At 41.2% G+C, this 22,659-nt stretch carries 15 protein-coding genes; 7 read left to right on the top strand and 8 right to left on the bottom strand.

What is annotated here, in order from left to right; all coding sequences use genetic code 11:
* Window positions 1–23: 23 nt before the first annotated feature.
* Window positions 24–632 carry a DapH/DapD/GlmU-related protein gene (locus tag LZF95_RS03550; protein WP_233753611.1) on the bottom strand — a complete coding sequence of 203 codons (609 nt, stop codon included), beginning with the start codon at window positions 630–632 and terminating at the stop codon, window positions 24–26.
* A 2-nt stretch (window positions 633–634) separates the two neighbouring features.
* Window positions 635–1,630, bottom strand: coding sequence for a glycosyltransferase family 2 protein (locus tag LZF95_RS03545; protein WP_233753610.1), 996 nt, complete (start codon window positions 1,628–1,630; stop codon window positions 635–637).
* Window positions 1,631–1,919: 289 nt separating this feature from the next.
* Here LZF95_RS03545 and LZF95_RS03540 point away from each other — a divergent pair, with 289 nt between their 5' ends.
* From LZF95_RS03540 to LZF95_RS03530, 3 genes are all read left to right on the top strand, one after another.
* The gene (locus LZF95_RS03540; protein ID WP_233753609.1) at window positions 1,920–3,158 is read left to right on the top strand and encodes a glycosyltransferase; all 1,239 of its coding nucleotides are present in this window, start codon (window positions 1,920–1,922) and stop codon (window positions 3,156–3,158) included.
* Between the two features lie 87 nt (window positions 3,159–3,245).
* Entirely contained in the window at window positions 3,246–4,511 is a 1,266-nt protein-coding gene (locus tag LZF95_RS03535) for a glycosyltransferase (protein ID WP_233753608.1), read from the top strand.
* Window positions 4,505–5,680, top strand: a complete 1,176-nt coding sequence (locus LZF95_RS03530; protein ID WP_233753607.1) for a glycosyltransferase family 2 protein — start codon at window positions 4,505–4,507, stop codon at window positions 5,678–5,680. The genes LZF95_RS03535 and LZF95_RS03530 overlap by 7 nt, the downstream gene beginning before the upstream one ends.
* 14 nt (window positions 5,681–5,694) lie before the next feature.
* Here the strand turns inward: LZF95_RS03530 and LZF95_RS03525 are convergent, their stop codons facing one another.
* The 5 genes from LZF95_RS03525 to LZF95_RS03505 are packed head-to-tail and all read right to left on the bottom strand — an operon-like array spanning window position 5,695 to window position 11,569.
* Window positions 5,695–7,116, bottom strand: a complete 1,422-nt coding sequence (locus LZF95_RS03525; RefSeq protein WP_233753606.1) for an O-antigen ligase family protein — start codon at window positions 7,114–7,116, stop codon at window positions 5,695–5,697.
* 31 nt (window positions 7,117–7,147) lie between these two features.
* Window positions 7,148–9,220 carry a hypothetical protein gene (locus LZF95_RS03520; protein ID WP_233753605.1) on the bottom strand — a complete coding sequence of 691 codons (2,073 nt, stop codon included), beginning with the start codon at window positions 9,218–9,220 and terminating at the stop codon, window positions 7,148–7,150.
* The gene (locus tag LZF95_RS03515) at window positions 9,217–9,978 is read right to left on the bottom strand and encodes a TolC family protein (protein ID WP_233753604.1); all 762 of its coding nucleotides are present in this window, start codon (window positions 9,976–9,978) and stop codon (window positions 9,217–9,219) included. Before LZF95_RS03515 ends, LZF95_RS03520 begins: the two co-directional genes overlap by 4 nt.
* Window positions 9,975–11,171, bottom strand: coding sequence for a sugar transferase (locus LZF95_RS03510; protein ID WP_306422260.1), 1,197 nt, complete (start codon window positions 11,169–11,171; stop codon window positions 9,975–9,977). The genes LZF95_RS03515 and LZF95_RS03510 overlap by 4 nt, the downstream gene beginning before the upstream one ends.
* Window positions 11,168–11,569 carry a two-component system response regulator gene (locus LZF95_RS03505; protein WP_233753603.1) on the bottom strand — a complete coding sequence of 134 codons (402 nt, stop codon included), beginning with the start codon at window positions 11,567–11,569 and terminating at the stop codon, window positions 11,168–11,170. Before LZF95_RS03505 ends, LZF95_RS03510 begins: the two co-directional genes overlap by 4 nt.
* A 644-nt stretch (window positions 11,570–12,213) precedes the next feature.
* Here LZF95_RS03505 and LZF95_RS03500 point away from each other — a divergent pair.
* Genes LZF95_RS03500 through LZF95_RS03490 form a run of 3 tightly spaced genes read left to right on the top strand, consistent with a single transcriptional unit; the run spans window position 12,214 to window position 20,424 of the window.
* A complete protein-coding gene (locus tag LZF95_RS03500; protein ID WP_233753602.1) occupies window positions 12,214–16,998 on the top strand; it encodes a gliding motility-associated C-terminal domain-containing protein in 4,785 nt (1,594 codons plus the stop codon).
* A complete protein-coding gene (locus tag LZF95_RS03495; protein WP_233753601.1) occupies window positions 16,995–18,074 on the top strand; it encodes a PorP/SprF family type IX secretion system membrane protein in 1,080 nt (359 codons plus the stop codon). Before LZF95_RS03500 ends, LZF95_RS03495 begins: the two co-directional genes overlap by 4 nt.
* Before the next feature lie 10 nt (window positions 18,075–18,084).
* Complete coding sequence (locus LZF95_RS03490) at window positions 18,085–20,424, top strand: OmpA family protein (protein ID WP_233753600.1); 2,340 nt, start codon at window positions 18,085–18,087, stop codon at window positions 20,422–20,424.
* Between the two features lie 171 nt (window positions 20,425–20,595).
* Here the strand turns inward: LZF95_RS03490 and LZF95_RS03485 are convergent, their stop codons facing one another.
* Entirely contained in the window at window positions 20,596–20,964 is a 369-nt protein-coding gene (locus LZF95_RS03485; protein WP_233753599.1) for a response regulator, read from the bottom strand.
* A 978-nt stretch (window positions 20,965–21,942) separates the two neighbouring features.
* Between LZF95_RS03485 and LZF95_RS03480 the strand changes: the two genes are divergently transcribed.
* Window positions 21,943–22,545, top strand: coding sequence for a hypothetical protein (locus LZF95_RS03480; RefSeq protein ID WP_233753598.1), 603 nt, complete (start codon window positions 21,943–21,945; stop codon window positions 22,543–22,545).
* Window positions 22,546–22,659 lie beyond the last annotated feature (114 nt).

The following is a 22,659-nucleotide window of genomic DNA, read 5'->3' as shown; positions in this document are numbered from 1 at the left end:
TATGGGGTATATGATTTTCTGCTTTAATTTAGGTCTCTGATTGCTTTTGCGGGCACCCCGCCCACAAGCGTATGGGGAGGCACGTCCTTTGTCACCACAGCCCCAGCAGCTACTACTGAGCCTTTTCCTATACGCACGCCTTTCATTACCATGCAATTCATCGTTATCCAAACATCATCCTCAATCACTATAGGTTTTCTATAACTGTCCCCACTTCCTGATCCTACAGGGTGGAAATCATCATCAATGATTACAGAATAAGGGCCTATATTCACATTTGATCCTATCGTAACTGACTCACTTACAGATATGTGTGCGCCATTGATAAAGGAATTGGCCCCTATCGTCAGGCAAGCATTTCTTTTCACAAATAATTTGCTCTGCTGGATCACTGACCAGATTTTAACATGATCTCCGAGTATAATATGTCCATGATTTTGCACCAATGGCCTTCCTTTTGCCAGCACTAGCCTTCCGGGTGTGGTTCGTCTGGTAAAGTACCATTGGCCTAACAGCACTTGGACTGCACCGGAAAAAAACAGTCTGACAATATGGAACATGCCCGCAGGTTCACCTTCTCGTAGTAGTCTCGCTTGCTTTTCTTTGAATTTTAAATAAACTGACTTTAACATATTCAAGAGTTTGAAAAATCCAGAGTATTGGGCTTCCTGTCATCAATTATGGCATAGGATCCATCTCCTGATTCACTTAATTTAGGATGACCATATATAGCACTGTTCTGTAGGTTCCACATACAGGCAGAAATAAATGCCCTTGCCAATTCCCACTTTCCCTGTAATAAATAATGAATTAGATTTTTCGGGAAAGCGACAATTCCGAAAAAGAGCAAGCTTCCTAGTTTGTTTATACCATGTCTGTTTCTTCTGGTATAGATCAGCCTTCCTCTGTTTTGATAATAGATTTTAACCGGACTGAATTCTCCCACAGTCATGGATTCCTTATGATAGACGGTGGCATTGCCTACATAATAAATTGAATAACCCGCCCGCTTAATCATTTCAGCCCAGTCATGCTCTTCATAATATAGAAAATAGATGTCCGGAATCAATCCAACTCTTTTGACAACTTCAAAAGGTACCATCATAGCGGCTCCATGTACCAGCTGGGTCTCCAGCACTTGGTTACATTGACCAATATCCTCTTCCTCTCCGCCATTTACTTTGCCCCGTACAGTTATTTTGCTGACCCCTTCTGATCCGCCCCATTGGATTATGTTTTGATTGGGACTATGGTAATATTTTATTTTAGGTGACGCTGCGCCTATAGCGGGATTTGTTTCAAATACAGCAAGTAAAGGCTCTAAAAATCCAGGCGTTACTTCCGTGTCGTTGTTGAGAAACATCAGATATTTGCCACGGGCCGCCGCAATTCCCAAATTGTTTCCTCCTGCAAACCCTAGATTTTCCTTACTTTCGACCACTTTCACGTAAGGGTACTTTTTCTGAAACCCAGCAATATCCCACTCCGTGGAGCCATTGTCCACCACTATTATTTCCAGGTTGGAATACTTTGCCCTCTCCAGAGATTTAAGGAGTTCTTCGGTAAGTTTCGATTGGTTGAAATTGACGGTAATAATGGAGACAAGGGGTAGAGGTAAGTTTTTTGACACGGCCTATAATAATATTCCAATCTGAAATTATTAAAAAAATGATTCGTTTGCGCTATTCTATCCACTTATAGATAAATTTGTGTATGAAATGTTTCTTTTACAGAAAATTGAAGTACTTGCCCTTGCGAACTTACATGACGGACTTAATGGCTTCAGGACATTAAATAGTAATCTGAAAAGCCAATAAGCGTCATCCATTTTACAGGAAGACATCCCCTTCTTTGGTGTTTGGAAATGAAATGAACCTAAGCCAATTTTATTTGATCCTTTTTAATATCGAGAATTAATTATGATAATACTGGACTCGCTGTTTTTTGCCTTATCTATTCTGCTCCTGTTTTATGCTTCTTTCGTCACAATTTCTATTTTGGCAATGCTGCTAATTCCATCTCCAAAATCCAAGAAACAGCTTACGACAACCCAGATAGACATAGCATGTGTAGTTACGGCATACCGGGACCTTACCATTGCCCTCCCTCTTTTAGATTCTGTTTTCAATCAAAATTATTCTGATTTTCATATTTACTTAGTTGCTGACCGCTGTATTCCTCATCCGGATTTACCAGTAAGCGAACGACTCACCGTAATATATCCTGATAAGCCCTTGGATTCCAAAGTCTCATCCTTAAAAGTTGGCTTGGCCCACAGGAAGAGAAATCATGATGCTGTCCTGGTCTTGGATCCTGATAATCTCCTCCATCCGGATAGCCTGGCTTACCTCTCTCATTCATTCAGTAGAGGAAATAATGCTGTGCAGGGAAGACGTACAGCCAAAAACCTGGATACCCGTGTAGCCTGTTTAGATGCCCTGGGTGAGATTTATTATAATTTTATACACAAGGAACTTCCGGACCGTTTAGGTTCATCAGCCACTATATCCGGTTCGGGGATGCTTGTCGAAACAGGATTGTTTGAGCAGTATCTAGCCGATTTGGATACAGTCAATTCTCAACTGATCTTGGCAGAAGATAAAATATTGCAAAACGCCTTGGTGGCTAAGGGGATTAGAATCGCATATCAAAAAAACGCATTGATTTTTGATGAGAAATCCAGTAGTGCCGCACAGGTACAGAAGCAACGTACCCGTTGGCTTAAGTCGTATTTTGACCATCTCAAGGATGTCTGCGCACTGTTTTCCAATAAATTGGCAAGCTTTGATTGGAATGGTGTTTATTTTTCTGTTATGACTTCCACCCCACCACTTATATTTTTGACTATTGGGGTATTGATTACATTAGGCTATGGATTGTTCGCCAATTCCTATGTCTTTATGATTTCTGCCGCAGTCATTTTTATGACGGGTATCAATTGGTTCGCGGCCTTGGTTTTTTCCAATACTCCGGTTGTCATTTGGAAGGCGATCCCATTTACTCCCGTATTCGCAGGACTCCAGGTTCTTTCCTTATTTGGCTTCAAGCAAGCTAAGACTGATTTCCTGGTCACCAAGCATGATAAATATCTTGATTTTGACCAGGTTTGGAGGGCAAGAAAAAATGATTTTCCGGACCTTAAGGATAATAAGCTATGAAATTGCGCATGTCGAAAACGGCACACACTGGGATGATTACCCCATATGCGAGATTTCATGTGACCATTGAAAAACAATTATAAACACATGAAAACTGCTCTTGGATCAAATAAACTTAAGGAACTTCCAATAGTCATTTTATCCATGTCCAGGTGGGATTCACCAATATCCTCTGCCTCCTGGTCTTTGGCCAAAGAGTTTGGTAAGAACAATAAAGTATATTACGTGGATTACCCTTACACTTTTTCTGAATGGTATAGAGGAAGAAATTCAGCACCTATCCAATGCCGTGCCCAGGCATTGATCAAAGGTGATCAGCAGTTGAGAACTATCCTTACAACTAGAGGTGGGATAGTCAAATGTATTACGCCAAGGATCGTTTTTCCGGTAAACTGGCTGAAAAAAGGTTGGGTTTACAATGTCTTTTCCTCTTTTAACAATAAGATTATGTCTGCGGCCATCCGTAAGAGCTTGGCTGAAGATAAAGTAGAGGAGTTTATACTGTTTAATTCCTTTAACCCAACATACCTTTCCAATTACCGAAAATACTTGTCTCCTAGACTATCAGTGTACCAATCTAGGGACGCTATTGGCGCTATAAATGCCTATACTCGAAAGCACGGTTCCTACAGAGAGATAGAGGCTATTCGGAATTACGACTTGTCAATAGCAACATCCCAAAATTTGTCGAAAGATCTCTCTCGATCAAGTGGGGTGCCGGTACTGCTTTTTCCTAACGGTGGAGACACAGAACTGTTTAAAATTGCTTGGGAAATGGATGGGGGAGCCCCGGCAGAGATTGAAAACATTAAAACTCCTATTATAGGATATATTGGGAATATATGTCAGCGCATAGATTATGTGCTCGTTAAGAAGATCGCCGAAGCCCATCCAGATAAGACGCTGGTGCTTCTAGGTCCGCGAGAGGATAAGATCCACACTGAAATCGATTTGGACGCTCTTCCAAATATCGTTTTCATCAGCCCTAAAAAAACGGAGGAGCTTCCAATGTTTCTTAGATATTTTGATTGTGCAATCATCCCTTTTTTGATTAATGATTTTACCAGAAGTATCTATCCTTTAAAAATAAACGAATATTTAGCATCAGGAAGAGCTGTGGTGACTACTGATTTTTCTCCTGATATTTCTGATTTCAGGAAACACATTTATCTTGCCGGTGACCATGGGCAGTTTGTGATCATGATTGATCAAGCAATCAGGTCCAATTCCAAGTCTGCTTACCAAAAAAGATATCAAGCTGCCAAATCCAATTCTTGGGAACTGAGGGTTGAATATTTTTGGAAGCTTGCAACCAATACCTATGAAGCAATTCTAAAAAACAATTCATGGTAGAAGTCTGGTTTATAGCTTTGTTATTGATCGCGTTCTACGCCTACCTGGGCTACGGTATGCTAATATACCTGTTGGTGAAAATCCTGGGAAAAGACAAAATGGTGAAATCATCTACATATTTTCCTTCTGTATCTCTCATTGTTCCGTGCTATAATGAAGGAAAGGGATTACGTGAGAAAATATTAAATACCTTAGAACTTTCCTATCCTGAAGGGTTGCTTGAAATCATATTTATCTGTGATGGTTCGGAAGATGGGTCACAAACCATTCCTTTGGAATTCCCGGAAGTCAAAACCATGTACTCTGCAGAACGAAAAGGCAAACTTGCTGCCATGAAAAGGGCCGTAAGACAGGCTTCAGGTAACATCCTTGTGTTTTGTGATGCAAATACAAGGTTAAATAAAAAGGCACTTGAACAGATAGTTCAGCCGTACCATGATCGAAGGGTAGGAGCGGTTTCAGGTGAGAAATCAATTTTATCCAGTAATCAACAGGGTGCCGGTGAAAAAGGAGAAGGGATGTATTGGAAATATGAGTCTTTCCTCAAAAAATATGACAGTTTTCTCTATACATTAGTGGGTGCCGCAGGTGAATTGATCAGCTGTAGAATGGAGCTTTTTCAGGACCTGCCCGACAATACTATTTTGGATGATTTTATGTTGTCAATGAAAATTGCCGAGGCTGGCTATCGAGTCAAGTATGTCCCTGAGGCGATAGCCTCTGAATATGCAAGCGCCAATGTTGGAGAAGAGGTAAAACGCAAGATCCGGATCGCGGCGGGAGGATGGCAGAGCATGTTCCGCCTACGTAAGGCTATCAACCCTTTTCACGACCCTGTGCTTACTTTCCAATACGTTAGCCATAGGGTACTCAGATGGGCCCTTATCCCGTTTCTGTTGATTGTGTTGCTTCTCCTCAACCATTACCTCGCTATACAGACACAAGAGCTGCATTGGTATATGATTTTGGGAATGCAGTATATGTTCTACCTATGGGCATGGTGGGGGTATCGTTGGCAGTATAAAGAAGTATCAATCAAGGGGTTTTTTGTGCCCTATTATTTTACCGTTATGAACCTCTGTGCAATTTTAGGGTTTTTCAGATGGCTAAAAGGCGCACAGCCCTCAACATGGGAAAAGGCAATTCGTATAGATGAATTGTCTGATTGATTATAACTCTCTCCTTAATTCCGTATCGCTTTTGCTTGTTTATCCCAGCCCGATGCTAAGAAAATTGCAGCCCAGGTAAAGTATATGATTATATTAATGGGGAACTGGCCTATAATGGGGTTCCCATAGGCTGCAACAGTAATTCCTGCAAATCCTGAGTGTAAGGCCATCATATATTGCTTTAATATAGGATCGTGAAGGCTGAATATAACCGCGAATCCCTTATATAGTATAAACAATATCATAAGTAGGTGGATGGATAGACCAATTACTCCCGTTTCAGCCCATATTCTCACATACCAGCTATCATTGGGGGTATCAGCTAATAATGTGTTAGGGGAGAATCGCTGGCCCCAGGATCCTGAAGTCCCTATTCCCCCCCCTAAGGGCCTGGTCGATAAGTATTTTTTAAGTTTTAGTTGGTTTTCGAAACGTACCTGCAATGAAGCGTCCTTAGGATCCAGTGCCGTTCTCATCCTTCTTAGTTGATAATTGCCGTTACCGATGGTCGTAAATTTCAAGAAGAAAAGTATCCCACAAAGGAAAACTGCTCCAACAATAATACTCTTAAAATTTCTTGTAGCGACCAAATAAGCAAAGGAGCCTACAATCACTACAAAAAAAGCCCCCCTTGTACCGCTCAAGGCCATGGCATATAGACTTATTGATCCTATTACAAGGAGTATGATTTTTCTCTTAATAGTAAAAGGGCCCAATGCCAGTAAGAATGCCACTATAGCACCATATCCCATGGTTGCTCCAAATTGGCCTGAATCGGAAAGAAAAGAGAATGCCCTTAAGACACCAAACAATACGTGTGTCCGAACAGGCCCTGATGCCAACCACCTGATTTCCCATTCATCTAGCCCTAGAAATATTTGTTTAAATCCCCAAACAGCTGCTATTATGCAGCATATAAGCGTAAGATTCGTAAACAAATAGACTTGTTTTTTTGCCTTTAGAAAAAGCAACAAAAAGGAAACGCAGAATAATTGGTATAGGGAAACTGCCCTGACCGCATAGAACCACGCAATTTTACTGACAGCCTCAGGATTAAATATCTCCAGGATGGTGAAAGCCAGCCAAAATAAGGTGATGTAGAATAACGACGAATTCAGGTTTTCGAAAGCAGGCTTTTCCCTGGAGAACAGTGCGATAAGAGGACTTGCAAATAGAAGAAAATCCACGCCTAGTCCTAAAGGAAGTTCCAGGTAGCGAATAAGCCCATTGGCCACAAAGGAATAGGCCAGGGTCAGGTAAATCCCCATGATAGGTTTGAGGTAAATCAGACGTACCAGGAATAGGAGTACTACCAGACCCAAGAGAAACGCCAATACTAAAATTTCCAATCTGAAAATTGCATAGCCAATCCCTCCAGCCACCAATGCCGAAATAATTGTAAAACCTAAAGTAGAAGAGGGCTTTATAGAGTTCACACGCTAGCCGGTATTACTATCAAAAGGGGGCTTATGCCCCAGTGTATTCTTTTACAAAGATAGAATCAACGTTACTTAACAACATGTCCGGTTTAAGTCTTGTAGATGATTGGATCATGTCCACAAATTTTGAATAATTTGGTTTCCAGACTACTTCCGCATCTATGATCATGAGATTCCAGTCACAGGCTTGCAAAATGTCAAAGGAAATATGTTGCTCTTTCCAGTAGGGGTGGATAATTATAACAATATCAAATCCCTCGGCGAGGCTGTTTTGTCCAATGCCTAATGCCATTGGGCTATTTGATCGGTGATAGGCCGTTTCCGTGTATGGTATGCCTGCCGGAATAACTCCGGGATGAAGAATTTGAGTTCTTACTTGCTCTTTTTCAAGATTACCGGCAAGGGACTGTATTAGGCCTAAGTTGGATTTATTCTCTTCATCGAGCAGCATACCAATCAGATAGGGGCTCTTGTTTTTATTTTGACTTCTCCTCAGGTTAAGTTCATTTAACCAATATTCAAATACAACCTTGTTCAACTTGGGATCCTTGCTTTTGTCCATGCTGGGGAAAGTCCCTGCCAAGGTCAGACCTGTGATCTCTTCTGCCCGTTTGGGGTTTTGTAAGGACGAGTCGGTGATTAATAGTATAGTTATAAAACTTAATACTAAGATGTTACCGAATAAAAAGCTTGCAATTACCAATATTTTTCTTTTTGATTTTCTTGCATTTGAGGGCAGATAAGGAGGGTCAACTACCACTTGGGATTGGGAAAGCTTGAAGTTTTCCTTTTGGATCCTGGCCTGGTTCAATCCCGTTATAATGGCTAAATATTCTTTTTCATGAATTGACACTTCCCGCTCCAAACGGTTTAGTTCAGCGCCCAAAGGGGCAAAAGTGTCTATCCTTTGATCTATTCTTTTTAAATCGTTCAGCATTACATCCGAAGCTGTGAATTGCTTTTCTTTCTCTATGTATAATTTGAGCCATTCCTGAAGGATGTCGTTCATAGGCACCCCATCTACGCTGAAATCCTGTTGATAGAGGCGGGATACTTTTAGGTTTATGGCTTCGTTCGCCTTGGAAATCTCATCCTTTATCTGCTCCGCATCCCAGGTATCCCTGCCTTCCCGGGTATTTAATTTTACCCGTAGTTGTGAAACATGTTTTCTTAGACTGGAAATACTGTCAAGGATATCGGATCTCCCAATATTTTCCTTTAGCCGTTCTTCCAATTTGATCAGGCCAGCTTCCGCCCCGGTGGCCAGCTGATACGCATTGCTTTGATCCGCTTCTACCTCTTTGCGATATAGATCAAGACTTTTTCCTTGTTCATAGTAATTCATGATTCTGTTTTTGGAAATAAAGTCTTTCAATTTTTGTTCTGATTCATTGAGCTCTGCCAGTACTACCTCCAATTGTGACTGGAAATACTCCACACTGCTGGCAGTTTCATTGTATCTAAGTTCACTATACCGTTTAAGATAGACCTCCCCCAAAAATTTAACTGTATGATAGACTATCCCCGCATCATCTTGATAGTAGGATATTTCTATCATATCGCTGTTTTTTTTCCGTGTTACTTGCACCTTTTGAAGGATTTCATCCACACCATAGTGGGGGTGATGCTCCAATAGGTAATGAAAGGGACTATTGTAATTATCCTCCATATAGCTGAGGATATTACTAAGGGTCTGCTCAGGATTACCTACTACCGCCACTTGTGACTTTAGATTGTCTGAAATATGGAGCTTCAGCTCCTCGGCACTTTGCGGGGACAGTACTGACAGTTCTGGTTCCTCTAGGGAAAGGTGTTGGGACAGCAATCTAAGGCTTACTTCTTCTATCGATTTTCTGGAACTGATCAATGAAATGATGTTGTCCATTAAATTATTTGAGGTGAAAAAATCAATTTTTAAAGATTCTGTTAAATCAGCGTTTTTCCTGGTAGATATGCCGGTATAGATCACCATGTGGGAATCATAGATCTTCGGAGATCCTGCAGTAAGCAAGAATACCACCACGGCAATTGTTAAAGGGAAAATAAGAAAAAGGAGATAGTATTTTTTCAGATACCATATCAGATGCTTTATCTGGATCATAGCTTCAAATCATAAAGTTTAGCACCCAGTAAGCTCTCTAGATTATAAAAAGCCACCATAAATTCCCCATAGGACTCATAATATTTTTGGCTTGCGATAGACTGGATTTCTGAAATCCTGGTATATTCGGTAAAACTCACCTGATTATCCCGAAGTTTGAGCTCAGCAAGCTGGACGCTATTGTTAGCCTGCTCTAAATAATTATGTTGATCTATCATCACTTTCTGAGCCACTATAAGATCAAAGTAATTTCTGATCACCAATTGCTCCACTGTGAGTTTGATTTCTTCAGCCTTACTTTCAAATGTTTTGATTTCAGACTGGGACAGTTTCACCCGATTGGATCTTGAAATAAATTCATATAGTGGCAAATTCACACTTAGCCCATATCTGTAACCGTTAGACAAGGTGTTTACCGTCGATTCATTTACCCCGGCAATATATACTCCCTGGCTTCCTGTAGCCATATTTCCAAACAGGGAAACATGGTTGGTCCAAAACTTCTTTTGCAACGCAAGGCGTTGCTCTTCTGTTTCGCTCTGGTAAACAGCGGTTTTTACACTGGGACTATAGGAGACAGCGATGAGTATCAAACTGTCTAAGGTAGGCAGCTGTTCGGATATATCCTGAAATAAATCAAATCCTTCAATCCCTTCTTCTATGCCTGCACTTGCGGATTGCTGAGCCTTAAGTCGTACCGGCAACAGGGTTGCCTGTATGCATAACAGAACAACTGCTACACCGATGAATCTTATCATACGTTTTCTTTTTGAAATAATGCAGGTATGGTCATTAACAGAATTTTAAGATCCAACCTCAGACTATAATTATCTGCGTAATGATTGTCCAGTTCGATGCGCTCTTCTTCTGACATGCCTCCTGCTTTTCCTCTTTTGGTCACTTGCCATAATCCAGTAATTCCGGCAGGGGCAAAAAACCTTTTGGAAAACTCGTCCGTGGTCAGTTTTTCAGCTTCATATATAGGAAGAGGCCGGTTGCCTACTATGGACATGTCTCCTCTGAATACATTAATCAGTTGTGGTAACTCATCCAGACTACTGTTCCTTAGGAATTTCCCCAAGGTAGTGATTCTAGGATCCTGTGATAGCTTAAAAAAAGCCGTCCCACCATCCTTATGGTAGGAACGGTAGGAAGTTTCACATATCTGCTGCCCTATAGCATTGTAAAGTGGGTTTTCGCAAGGTTGGTTAAACTGCTTGCACATATCGCATTTTTCCAAAAGAAACGCGGAAACTTTCGTTTCACTGGTTCCATTGATTTTGGCATATTGGTTCAGATGTCCCAGGTCCTTCAGTTTTTTATCCGCATCAGCTACCATTGTCCTGAATTTATAAAATGATATAATATCCCAGCCTCTACCTACCCGCTTTGACTTATAAAAAATTGGCCCTTTCGATTCTATGCGTATCAGAACCGCTATAGTGAAAAAAAGAGGTGACAATATGGCCAGCGCCAATCCTGAGACTACAATGTCAAAGAGCCTTTTGCCAATGGGGGTGGTGTATTCCTGATCGATGGGCAGGACTATATCTTCCTGAGAGAACGAGCGTCTCATAGGGGGGTGGGATATTAATTGCCGTATTGATGCGACCACCTCAATAGAGCGAAACTGATCAGTTGTGAATAAACTGCTAACCCCATTTTTGACAGCGTTTTTTTTATCATCGTAATCAAAATCACTACTCACAACTACAACTTGAAAGCCATCTCGAAAAGAATAATTGCCTATCTTTTTAAGTAAGTTGGTGAATTCTGGCTGCTTTAAACTGCCATATACGAACAGAATAGATACCGTGGAATTGGTTTTGATACTTTGTACAAAGGATAGTACATCATTGTAGCTTTCAATGTCAAACTCGGATTCAATAGACTTCATGATACCCTCAGGTAAATATAATAAAGGATTTATGAAGACTAATTTGTCTTTCATAGCTTGTCGAATTTGTATCTGGTGAAAAATCTTTCAATTCTAATCGATAGCTCCGCCATGTTGAATGGCTTGATAAGAAAATCATCAGCACCGGCATTGAATGCATCTATCCTGCTTGCTGCGGATTCCTCCCCGGAGAGAACTATTAATACAATGTGGTGCAGATAGTTAAACTTTCTGACTTCCTGAATAAATTCAATTCCTCCCATTACAGGCATATTGAGATCCAATATCACCACATCAGGCACATTGCCATCCAGAATATAGCTCAGGCCTTCCAGTCCATTAAGCTTTAAGGTTACCTCGTATTTTAATTTGAATTTGTTCTTTAGAAGTGCTCCCATTAATGGCTCATCATCAATAAGGAGTAACTTTCTTTTTTTAGCTTGAACTTCCATAGTTGATAGCAGTGATTAATTAGACGATCAGCAGAGCTTCAATAAAAAAATCCAGTAAGCTAGAATATGATTTAATACCAAAGCCGAAGTAATACATCCAAGCCGTAAATATATGTTTTATTAATAAAAAAGTCTGTTCTGCCCTGCCCATGTCTTGATTTGTGCCTCAAATTTAGATCCAAGACAAAAGTTAGGAGAAAATTAAAAAATGTATTAAGCTAATTTTTAATTGTAAATTACCAATTATTTTTGGATTATTATTGTAGTATAATTGACTGTATTTATCCGTTTTACGAAAATTTCAGTCTCTGTCCTCACATTCTTGAACCCTTATTTTGGAACATCTATCTGAATTGTTTGCTTAGGTTTTACGTGGTTTGAAATATGAATTTTGTATTTTAAAATATGCTTTTTATAATCAAATATTCTAATATACTGACTTATTTAAGTAGCTAGGTTTTTTATTATTCTATAATTATTTGCATTTCATTTACATGATTACGCTTTACATTTATAATGCACCGTTTACAGGTTTTTTTTACGCTTTAAATATCTAGTTTTATTCTTTAACAACGATTTTGTGAAACCGGGCAGCAAGGCTCGATTCCAAATTCTTTTTAGAGTGAAATCCAAGTCTAAATTTTATGAAGTTAGTTTTTGTCCTCGATTTCTTTTTTTGGCTTATCGGTCTTTCAAGTTTGGATACCCATTTTCAAGCCCAGGAGCTTGACCCCACTTTTTGGGAAAACAGTGAGTGCGTCCCCGCCCTTTTGTCTGATATTCAGGGTAGTTCGGAATATGTATTTTGTGCTGGAGACGAAGTTCTATTGGAAGTTTTTAGCAATTCTGTCGATTCCCCGGTTTTTACCTGGTATGCTGATCAAGAACTTACTGTCATTATCTCGCAAGGCCCAGAGTTGGTCTTGGATAATTCCCTCTCTCTTGAGAAGGTATTTGTATCAGTAGAGGGAAAAAACACTTGCAGATCAGATGTGGGAGAGGCTAAGCAAGTCGATGTGCGTTTTCATTCTATTTCAGAGCCTCTACTTCCAAGGGGATTGTCCTACTTTTCGCCCCAAGGCTTTGGAGTGGAGATTGTGGCCGAATATCCCGATCCGGCACAGTCAGACATTTTTGAGTTTCACTGGTTTGATGATGTAGGTTCATTGATTGAGGTTTCATCGGTTTTTACCGTGGACAAGGAGCTTCCCAGAGGGTTTTATCAGTACAGTGTCGCCTCCAAGAATTCTCTTACTGGCTGTATTAGTAATAGGCTGGAATTTACTGTGGTGGTGGACGATACGGAAATCCCCTTGGATAATTGTACTGAGGCAGGATCTTATACCATTTCCAGTAATATATGTCCCTCCTGTACTGTTGATTTACCCGACAATGCAGTCGATTATAATATGGAAACCTATTCCGAATTGCGGGCTGTAAAAAACACCTTCAATGGGGGATATATTGGGCAAAATCTGATTTTTCCCATTGTAGGAAATAAAGGAGACAGTGTGAGCGTTAGCCTGTCTTTTCCTGGTTGGAACGAACAGCTTGACAAGCTGTCATCTATTAGTCTTTCCTTATACAATGGAACTAGAAAAGTAAGTTCTGAATATTTTTTAAATACTGACGCTGTACATGTCAAGAGAGCAGGGGAGGTTTACAAATTTACCATTCCCGCTGATTTACAGGATAATTCAGAGTCTTATGTCAGTGTGTTGGTGAAAAGTTATACTGCTCTTCCTGATTTTTTTGCTAATGTTAGAGTACATATGGCAGAAATGATTTTTGCCATCCCTACCTATCCTTTAGATCCCTTTACTACCTGCGAGGGGACGAGTACCCGTATCTCAGCAATTCCTGGAGAAAATACTTTTTTAAGATGGTACTCCACAGAGAGAGGAGGGGTGGAGTTAAGTTCCGGAAACGGGTACACTACCCCAAAGCTATCCGTTCCGGGTGAATACACTTATTGGGTATCGGTCTTTAGATCCAATTGCGAATCCTATGCCCGATATCCCGTTAGAGTAACAGTCACTGCAAGGCCTACATTATCAGACATCGAAGTGGAAGGTGGGGGAGAATATTGCTATGGTGATGTTGTTGTGCTTAAGCCTGGTATTCAAAAAGATAGTCAGTTTAGTCAGGAGGAGATTAAATTCCTTTGGTACCATGATGCTTTAGGTGTAAACAAAGTGACCTCGACTGAAAAGATTGAGCTAACTCCGGAAGGTAATCTAATCCTTCAGGACTATATGCCAGGAGAATATTCATTTTTTCTTAGCGCCGGGACCGATGCCTCATGTATGCTTTTGCCTCCGGATTTCAAAAAAGTGGAATTCAACATAAGGGAAGAAATACAGCCTCCGGTTTTCAGTAATAGCGAAATTGAACTATGTAGTGAGCTAACCCCTACATTGGAAATCCTAAAGGCTACTGAAAATGTTCAAGTTAAATGGTACCAGGACCAGACCTTGCAAAGCCCCCTTCCGTTGACTACTCTTTTGAAAGACGGAGTCACCTACTATGCCGTTACAGTAAATCAATATAATTGCGAAAGTATCCAATCAGCTCCTGTGACTGTTAGCTTGATAAGTTGTGCACCGGTACTTTCTATTACAAAGTCATATATAGACTCAACTTCATTTACAGTCATTTCAGGAGAGGAATTGTCCTATTCAATTGTAATTAGAAATGATGGTTTATTTACGGCATACGATCTGCTTTTGGATGATCCTCTGCCGGCAGGGACTAGCTATGTTTCCTCCACGCCAGAGGGTGAGCTTGGTTCTGGAAAAGTCAGCTGGAGCCTGGATAGTCTTCGGGGAGGGGAAAGCCGGGTTTTTGAACTTCGGCTGTTGGTCTCTCCTTCCCTCGAAGAGGGAACGGTATTGCGAAACACGGCCTACCTGACTGGCCCAGACGGGGAATTGGAGGATGAGTCCGAACCTGTCACGGTCCTTCGTGAATCTTCCCTCCGAGTGGAGAAGGAGCTCCTCAGTTCTGGCTCGGTTTATCCGGGGGATACGGTGCGTTACAGGATCAGTGTCGATAATTCTGGTCCCAGCGATGCTTCCCTGCTCCGGCTGGTAGATGACCTGCCTGATGAGCTGGAATACGTTGGAAGTGAGGGAGGAGCGTACCAGTCTGCCACGCATGAAGTGATATGGGAGCTGGAGCGGCTCGGAGTTGGGGCACGTGCCTCCTTTGAGCTTGTTACCCGGGTATCCCTTTCCAGGGAGCCGGGACTGATACGCAATTCCGTGATTGTTCTCGATAGAAATGACGAGGAGGAAGATACAGATACCAATGAAGAGGTAGAGGTGGTTCCGCTTGTACCGGAGCTTTTCTTGGAAAAGTCACTTCAGGGCCCTGCAGAGGTACTGGCTGGTGGAGAGCTGGTTTATCGGCTTTTAGTAGAGAACAGAGGACGTGGTATCGCATATAACCTCCTTTTGGAAGACCCTCTTCCGGAAGGGACTAGCTATGTTTCCTCCACACCAGAGGGTGAGCTTGGTTCTGGAAAAGTCAGCTGGAGCCTGGATAGTCTTCGGGGAGGGGAAAGCCGGGTTTTTGAACTTCGTCTGTTGGTCTCTCCTTCCCTCGAAGAGGGAACGGTATTGCGAAACACGGCCTACCTGACTGGCCCAGACGGGGAATTGGAGGATGAGTCCGAACCTGTCACGGTCCTTCGTGAATCTTCCCTTCGCGTGGAGAAGGAGCTCCTCAGTTCTGCCTCGGTTTATCCGGGGGATACGGTGCGTTACAGGATCAGTGTCGATAATTCTGGTCCCAGCGATGCTTCCCTGCTCCGGCTGGTAGATGACCTGCCTGATGAGCTGGAATACGTTGGAAGTGAGGGAGGAGCGTACCAGTCTGCCACGCATGAAGTGATATGGGAACTGGAGCGGCTCGGAGTTGGGGCACGTGCCTCCTTTGAGCTTGTTACCCGGGTATCCCTTTCCAGGGAGCCGGGACTGATACGGAATTCCGTAGCTGTTCTAAATAGAAATGGAGAAGAGGAAGATACAGATACCAATGAAGAGGTAGAGATAATTGATAAAGAAAAGATTGAGCTGCAAATCAGTAAATCCATCATTGGTTCTCCAGTAAGGATAGGCGGGAAGTTCAGATTTGGAATCCAGCTCAAAAATGCTGGAACATTGAGTTTGAACGATTTAGTGCTTACGGATACACTTCAACCTTACTTGGATTTTCTCTCATCAGACTTATTGCCTACGGCAAATGAAGAAGGTGTATTGACTTGGGAAATTGATGAATTGGAAGCAGGAGAAAGTATCAAGTGGGAGTTTGAAGTTCAATTGGCCTATCAGACCAACCTTATTGGAGGAGAAGTGACTAACAAGATATGGGCTATTGCCGAAGGACAACCCGATAGGTGGTTCGCTGAAGTCACAGAAGAAATTTTCGGGGCGTCTTTAAGCGAGTTGCAAGTAAATAAATCGCTCATTGGCAATGTGTTTAATGTGGGAGATGTTGTTGAGTATGGCATCAGCATCCTAAATCAGGGTGAACACCCTATCTGGAATGTAAAGATGAAGGATTATTTTCCCACAGGTCTTCAATTTGTCGGTTTTGATGGGGCTGGATTTCTGGAGCTGTACGACATTGACTCACTGGAAATTACCATCCCTGTATTGGAAGTTGGACAAGAACTGGGTTTTACTTTGTCCTTTCTACTTGTGGAGTTTTCTCAAGGAATGGTCAATGTGGTTACTGTTAGTGCGGACAATGCACCTGATGTGACTGATGCCTCTGAGATTCTTGAGTTGAGGGAGGTGGATGTTGCTGTTTTAAAAGAGGTGTCCGCATCGTTAGTGGAGGTTGGAAGGGAGTTTGGTTATAAAATCACTGTGTCAAATATTTCGGAAGTTGAAGCTTCAGCTATTGAAGTTATTGATGTTCTGCCTGTTCAGCTGGACTATGTCAGAAGTATTTATTCAACCGGACTGGCAAGCTACAATTCTTCCGAGAGGTTGCTTACCTGGAAAATAGAAAAGCTTCTACCCGGAGAGGCGGTTGAACTGACTGTGATTGTGCTCGCTACCACTGAGGGTACATCCATAGCCAATAGTGCCTCAGTCTCTTCCCATGAACAGGATTCCGATTATTCCAATAATGAAAGTACTGTCATTCATGTGCAATTCTCCATTCATTTTCCGAACGTATTTACACCTAATGGTGATGGGATCAACGATACCTGGGAGATTACAGGTATAAATCTTTTCCCAACCAATTCACTGGTAATAGTCAATAGATGGGGAGTCGAGGTATTTGGCACTGATAATTACAAGAATGAATGGACAGGTGGTAATCTGGTTGAAGGAACATATTTCTATTCATTTAAATGGAAGGATGATTCCAACCAGGTTTATGAGAAAACAGGATTTATTCACTTAAAGAAATGAGCATTATGGAATCCAGATATATTTTTAATCCAGATTTATTGATCCATAGTCCGGGTATAGTAGTAAAAAAGACCCAACTGCCGGGACATTTCCTGAAAGTTCTTTTCACTCATAATAGTTTAAAATCCTTTCTATCGGCACTGGTTTTTTTGGTAGTCATATTCCGAGGATCCGCTCAGCAGGTTCCACAGTATAGCCAATACCTGTTCAACCCCATTTACATCAATCCTGCATATACTGGTTATAAAAACGATGTGTTCGTTCAGACTTTCTTTAGAAAACAATGGGCAGGTCTTGAAGGTGCGCCGACTACTTATGGAGTTGCAGCTGACGGGATCATACCTCTTCATAATATCGGATTGGGGGTAGTAGCATCTTCTGACCAGCTCGGCCTGCAGACTACGCAATCACTGTATTTCAATGCTGCCTATCACCTCCAGACAGGAGAATATTCATATTTAAGTTTTGGCGCCGGATTAGGCTTTGTAAACTATAGGATCAAATCAGAGAAATATGATCCAACTGTAGCTGCAGATCCCTCATTGATCGGCACTGGCGGAGGTGTGATATACCCCGATCTAAACCTCGGCTTATTGTATTATTCAGATAGGTTCTATGCGGGCTTTTCTATAGATCATGCGCTCGAAAATATACTTCAAATAAATAACGTTGATTTGGCTGTTAAACCAAAGCGTTCCTATTCCCTTACAGCAGGGGCATTAATTGATCTTAATGGATATTTTTCCCTTAAACCTAGTCTTTTACTGTTGGATGATCTGAAGTCTATGACGCGCATTGACGGAAATTTATTTCTACAGTATGACCAATTAGTTGGTTTGGGACTAGGGTATAGAAGAAGTTTCAACTTTTTTGAAAGGGTGGATGATATAGGCCTTCAGAAAGAAATTGCATTCATAGTACTGGCGGAAATTTTTATACGTAAGAATTTTAGGTTTGGGTATGCTTTTGATCTTCCCGTATCAGGCCAATGGAGCAGACTCAATTCACATGAGTTTTCGCTGGGCTATATGATCTCTTCCCCTAGATCTAGACTGAAGTCGCCCAGGTATTTTTAAATAGTCTATAATGAAAAGTTTAATAGCATATGTCTTCTGTCTTTTATCCCTCTGTGGTTGTGTTTCCTACAAATCCATTCAAAGAGAGGCTGACAAGCAATTCGGATTGTTTGAATATGATCCCGCAATAGAGAATTATAAAAAAGTTTTTGAAAAACGCCCTAGCCATTATTTGGCACTTAGACTTGCAACCTCTCATCTGAAAAAGAGAGAATTCAAAGATGCGGAATTTTGGTATATATGGTATAGGGAGGGTGGCGATATGGAGGTTGGAAATTACTATGACCTGGCAGAGATATTTATAGGGAATTCCAAATTTGAAGAGGCTAAACAGGCATTGGCCTCCCTGGCAACCTTGGATCAGAATCAGACATCTTCGCCCAGATGGCAGATGCTATACAAATCCGCATGGGAAGCGAAATCCATCCTTAATTCCGCTACCACTTCCGAAATCATACCATTCAAAGAGGTCAATACTACCTATTCTGAATTTGCATATACCTCGCTGGGGACTCAGAAATATTTTGTCACTGATAGGTTCTCTGAGCCCCAAAATGGTTCTAAATCCAAGAATTACAAGTCAGGGAGATATGGTTGGACTGGAAATGGTTTCCTACGGATTTATGAAGGCAGATATGATTCTTTGAAGAGAGATCTTCAGGATATTCATCCAGCTTCCGATTTCAATTTCCCCCTTCACGCTGGACCACTGAGCAGGGACAGTATCCACTTGTTTATTACCAACACTCCTAGGAAAGGCCCTGCAAAGCATAGAAAATCAGAAGATATTATTCCTCAGATCACCTGGGAAAATCAGGACACAGGTATAGCTAAATTAATTACCGATACCCCGGCTAATTTTCTTACTGACCCATTCTGGGATTCGGAAAATCAAAAACTATATTTCGCCGCTGACTATACTGGTGGCAATGGACAGTTGGACCTTTACCTGATGGAATTACTTGAAGATGGCAGTTGGACTGAGCCCTTGACCCTGGGTGACGCCGTTAATACATTTGGTACAGAACGAAGCCCCTTTGTACATAGGGATACCCTTTACTTTGCCTCCGATGGATTGGGAGGCCTTGGCGGTCTGGATATTTATTACCTTCCCCTGTCCACCACCATAGATGGCAAGCCTCATAATATGGGAGTTCCCTATAATTCAAATAAAGATGACTTTTTCTTCTTTATTGATGAGGAGTTGGATGGGTTGCAGGTGCTCTCCTCAGATCGCGAAGGAGGTATGGGGATGGATGACATCTATTATATAAACAAGCTTCCGGACGAACAAGTCAGACGGATTATAATACAGGTTGACGATGCCGAGACTCATATTCCTCTTCCAAATATCGGCATAGAACTTCAAAAACATAGTCTTAATACGTACCAGAATTTTCTTACAGAGGATAATGGTACCACTGGTTTTTTTGTAACCCGGGCTGATACGCTAATAAACCTAAATGTTTTTGGTCAGGATTACCTTAACTACGAGGTCAGAGATCTGAATATCCTAAATGTGGATACTGTTTTTATTGAACTGCAGCGCTTACGACTGAATACGCCCATGGTTCTTAGGGATATTTACTATGATTTTGACAAATATACTATTAGACCTCAGGAAAGTGGGTCAGTCACCAAACTTTCTGCAATACTAATTGAAAATCAATCTCTGAATGTACTGCTTAGGTCACATGCGGATTCCAGGGGATCCCTATCCTATAATCAAAAACTTTCCGAGAAAAGATCTAAATCTGTAGTCGATTTCCTGATCAGTCTGGGTATAGACAGAGATCGGATTTTTACCGAGTCTTATGGGGAGATTTTTCCGGTCAATAATTGTGGGGATAATTGCAGTGAAGATGATCATCAGTTAAACAGGAGAACGGAAATTCTGTTTTTTCAGGGTGGTTATAAGGCTAAGCCTTATGAATATCCCTTGCTCGATTTGAAAAACGGAAATAAATTGGACGTTAATACTAAAGCACCTGAAATTATTTCCGAGCTGTTTCCAGGTCAGACACATGAAGAGTCAAATACTAGCATCATCCAGAAGCCTGATGATAACAGTGTGGAAGATTCATCCCAGATTAGTCATCGGGCAAGGAACTATTACCTGATAGCAGGAAGTTTTGTCACACTCCAGGCAGCAGAAAAACATGTTGCTAATCTTAAATCCAAACTAACTGAAGATGCGATGGTCCTGCCAATCGATAATAAATCAAAGAGATATAGAGTTTCTTTAGGGCGATTTGAGGATTATGAAACGGCAGCTTCTAGATTGGAATATTTTCAGCAAAAACTAAAGCAAAAAGACCTCTGGATTATGGCCACCAGTGACTTGCCTTAATTGTAATTTTGGTGCATGGATAAAGATCTCTTTTCGTCAAAAAGCTTGCACTTGCTGAAAAACCGAACGCATGAAAAATGAGCTAATCAGTCAAAATGATAGCTTTTAATCTATTATTGCGTTTTTCAGCATGCCCTAATTCATCCCTTTTCCTCAGTCTTGGTTGGGTGGTCAATCCTCAATCACCTGCATTATCTCATTCCGTAGATGCTCTAACTTAAATGGTTTTGTGATACAATGATCAAAAAAGTATCCGTTCAGTTCATCGTTTGACAGGAAATCAAGCGCGGAGATAGCTATAACCGGAACTTGGGAGGTCACCTTGTTTTCCCGAAGTATTTTCAGAAACTGATACCCGTCCATATAGGGCATGTTCAAATCAGTCACAATTACATCAGGTATGTTCTCCAAGTTCAACTGCTCCATGGCATCTATACCGTTACTTGCGACCTCTACATCAAAATTACTGACTTCTAGAAACCGTTTCAGCATGAAACGATGGATCATATGGTCTTCCACAATAAGTATTTTTTTCTTCATAACTACTATAGGTTTAAGATTAAATACCCGCAATATCACTCCTTATCAATCTTTTCAGTTGAACTTTGGTCGATTCGCCTGATTAATAGATGTAAAGTTTCAACAGGTCCACTTTTACACTAAATCATTGGAAATTTCCCGACTGACCGAAAATTGGGTAAAAGCTCTATTGTCTAAAAGAAAAAAGGAACATCAGGTTAATTGGGTCGGTGCGATGTTTTCTGTTTGTGCTACCAAATTACACAATATTTATAGCTATGCCAACTGACTATCTCAAATAAGTGAAAAATCTTTATCCTGATGATACGCCATTTTTAATTTGGCCAAAGTTAGTCCCTATGCTGTTATTGTGTCATGAAATCGAGCATGTCGCAGGCGACACACAAAGGGATGATTATCTACTATGCGAGATTCCATCTGACCATTGAAAAACAATTACAAACAGATGAGAAAGGGGTTGATCATTCAAAATGATAGTATTTGATCTATTGCTGGCGTTTTTCTGCAGACCCGAAAGTAGGGCTACTGACATCATTGCTGACAGTCATATTTCTTAATCAGTCTTTGCGCTTTTGATTTCAATTTTGTATTCCGTTTATATACAAACAGCTTCAAAAAATACAATTTCATCGATAAATGGGCTGTCCTTCATCAAAAACATAGTTCTTTTGAACCTGTTGATCCGGTGCAACTAAGAAGGCAAAAAAAAGAGTTTGTGCTTCTTCACCGTGCGTTTCATCTGTTGGTGATTTGCCTCTTAAAGGGTCACGCCGAATAGTCAGGGCAGGTTATGAAATCCTTTCCTGCGTAAGGCAGGTCGCATGGTTTATAAGTGTAGCGAGTGTGATTTTTTGTGACACAAGGTTTCATCAGGCTGGATTTAAGATGCAACCTAGAGGTGTAAGAGGGAGAGTGCCGAAATGATACGGTCAGCTTACCAAGAAAGAGCAAAAAGGATAGTGGACCTAAGTTTGATTTATGATTGATTATTTGAGAAGGGTTTTTACAGGCTATAGGCGTGTGAATAAGGTTGTTGACGGACAGACTGTCACATTTGATTATGTTGGTCAACTGGTGGGTTTTAGTCCCTTGACTATGCTCCGCGGCCTTAAGGTGAAGGTCACAACTGAGCGATTTTCAGAAGTTTCTGATGTTTTACAGTTAACGGAAGTTTTGTCCAGACTAATGTCAGCGTCTAGCCTTCCTCCTGCAAAGGTCAAGGCTACGATGAAACTCGGGAAAAATCAGATCAAAGCCTTTAGATACGTGACAAAATTGGAGCAATACAGCATAAGCTACTATGAATTCTATTGCGATGAAAAAGTTGTTGCGATATTATACCGAAAATATGATTACGGTAGAAGTTTTGCCTCCACTGTGTTGGCCTTAGTTCCGAAATTGAGTGAGGCTACCATTCAAACAGATAAAAGCTATCTGATCCGGGATAAGGACTCAGGCGCTCAAATGTTGATCGATGTATTTGGTCATACTCAGGTTTGGTTGATGCCAGATCTAAATGGGTTTATGGAACTCATTCAAGGATGGGAAGGACATCAATCAAATGCTAAAGAGGCACTCTAAGCTGCAGTCTGGACGTTTTTTGGCATACGCCCTGCCCAAAAAATCCTTCTCGGTAAAAAAACAGCAAATCATTAAAAATGATAGCTTTTTATCTATTACTGTCGTTGTTCAGCA

Origin of the sequence: Algoriphagus sp. AGSA1, assembly GCF_021390545.1 — a bacterium.
Classification (GTDB): domain Bacteria; phylum Bacteroidota; class Bacteroidia; order Cytophagales; family Cyclobacteriaceae; genus Algoriphagus.
Note: the sequence above shows the minus strand (reverse complement) of the source record. Positions and strands in the feature narration are given on the sequence as shown.

Bases quoted from the DNA above. Each gene is read 5' to 3' on its own strand.
- LZF95_RS03550 (WP_233753611.1), bottom strand. From the start codon at position 632: ATGTTAAAGTCAGTTTATTTAAAATTCAAAGAAAAGCAAGCGAGACTA.
- LZF95_RS03540 (WP_233753609.1), top strand. From the start codon at position 1,920: ATGATAATACTGGACTCGCTGTTTTTTGCCTTATCTATTCTGCTCCTG.
- LZF95_RS03535 (WP_233753608.1), top strand. From the start codon at position 3,246: ATGAAAACTGCTCTTGGATCAAATAAACTTAAGGAACTTCCAATAGTC.
- LZF95_RS03530 (WP_233753607.1), top strand. From the start codon at position 4,505: ATGGTAGAAGTCTGGTTTATAGCTTTGTTATTGATCGCGTTCTACGCC.
- LZF95_RS03520 (WP_233753605.1), bottom strand. From the start codon at position 9,220: ATGATCCAGATAAAGCATCTGATATGGTATCTGAAAAAATACTATCTC.
- LZF95_RS03515 (WP_233753604.1), bottom strand. From the start codon at position 9,978: ATGATAAGATTCATCGGTGTAGCAGTTGTTCTGTTATGCATACAGGCA.
- LZF95_RS03510 (WP_306422260.1), bottom strand. From the start codon at position 11,171: ATGAAAGACAAATTAGTCTTCATAAATCCTTTATTATATTTACCTGAG.
- LZF95_RS03505 (WP_233753603.1), bottom strand. From the start codon at position 11,569: ATGGAAGTTCAAGCTAAAAAAAGAAAGTTACTCCTTATTGATGATGAG.
- LZF95_RS03500 (WP_233753602.1), top strand. From the start codon at position 12,214: ATGAAGTTAGTTTTTGTCCTCGATTTCTTTTTTTGGCTTATCGGTCTT.
- LZF95_RS03495 (WP_233753601.1), top strand. From the start codon at position 16,995: ATGAGCATTATGGAATCCAGATATATTTTTAATCCAGATTTATTGATC.
- LZF95_RS03490 (WP_233753600.1), top strand. From the start codon at position 18,085: ATGAAAAGTTTAATAGCATATGTCTTCTGTCTTTTATCCCTCTGTGGT.
- LZF95_RS03485 (WP_233753599.1), bottom strand. From the start codon at position 20,964: ATGAAGAAAAAAATACTTATTGTGGAAGACCATATGATCCATCGTTTC.
- LZF95_RS03480 (WP_233753598.1), top strand. From the start codon at position 21,943: ATGATTGATTATTTGAGAAGGGTTTTTACAGGCTATAGGCGTGTGAAT.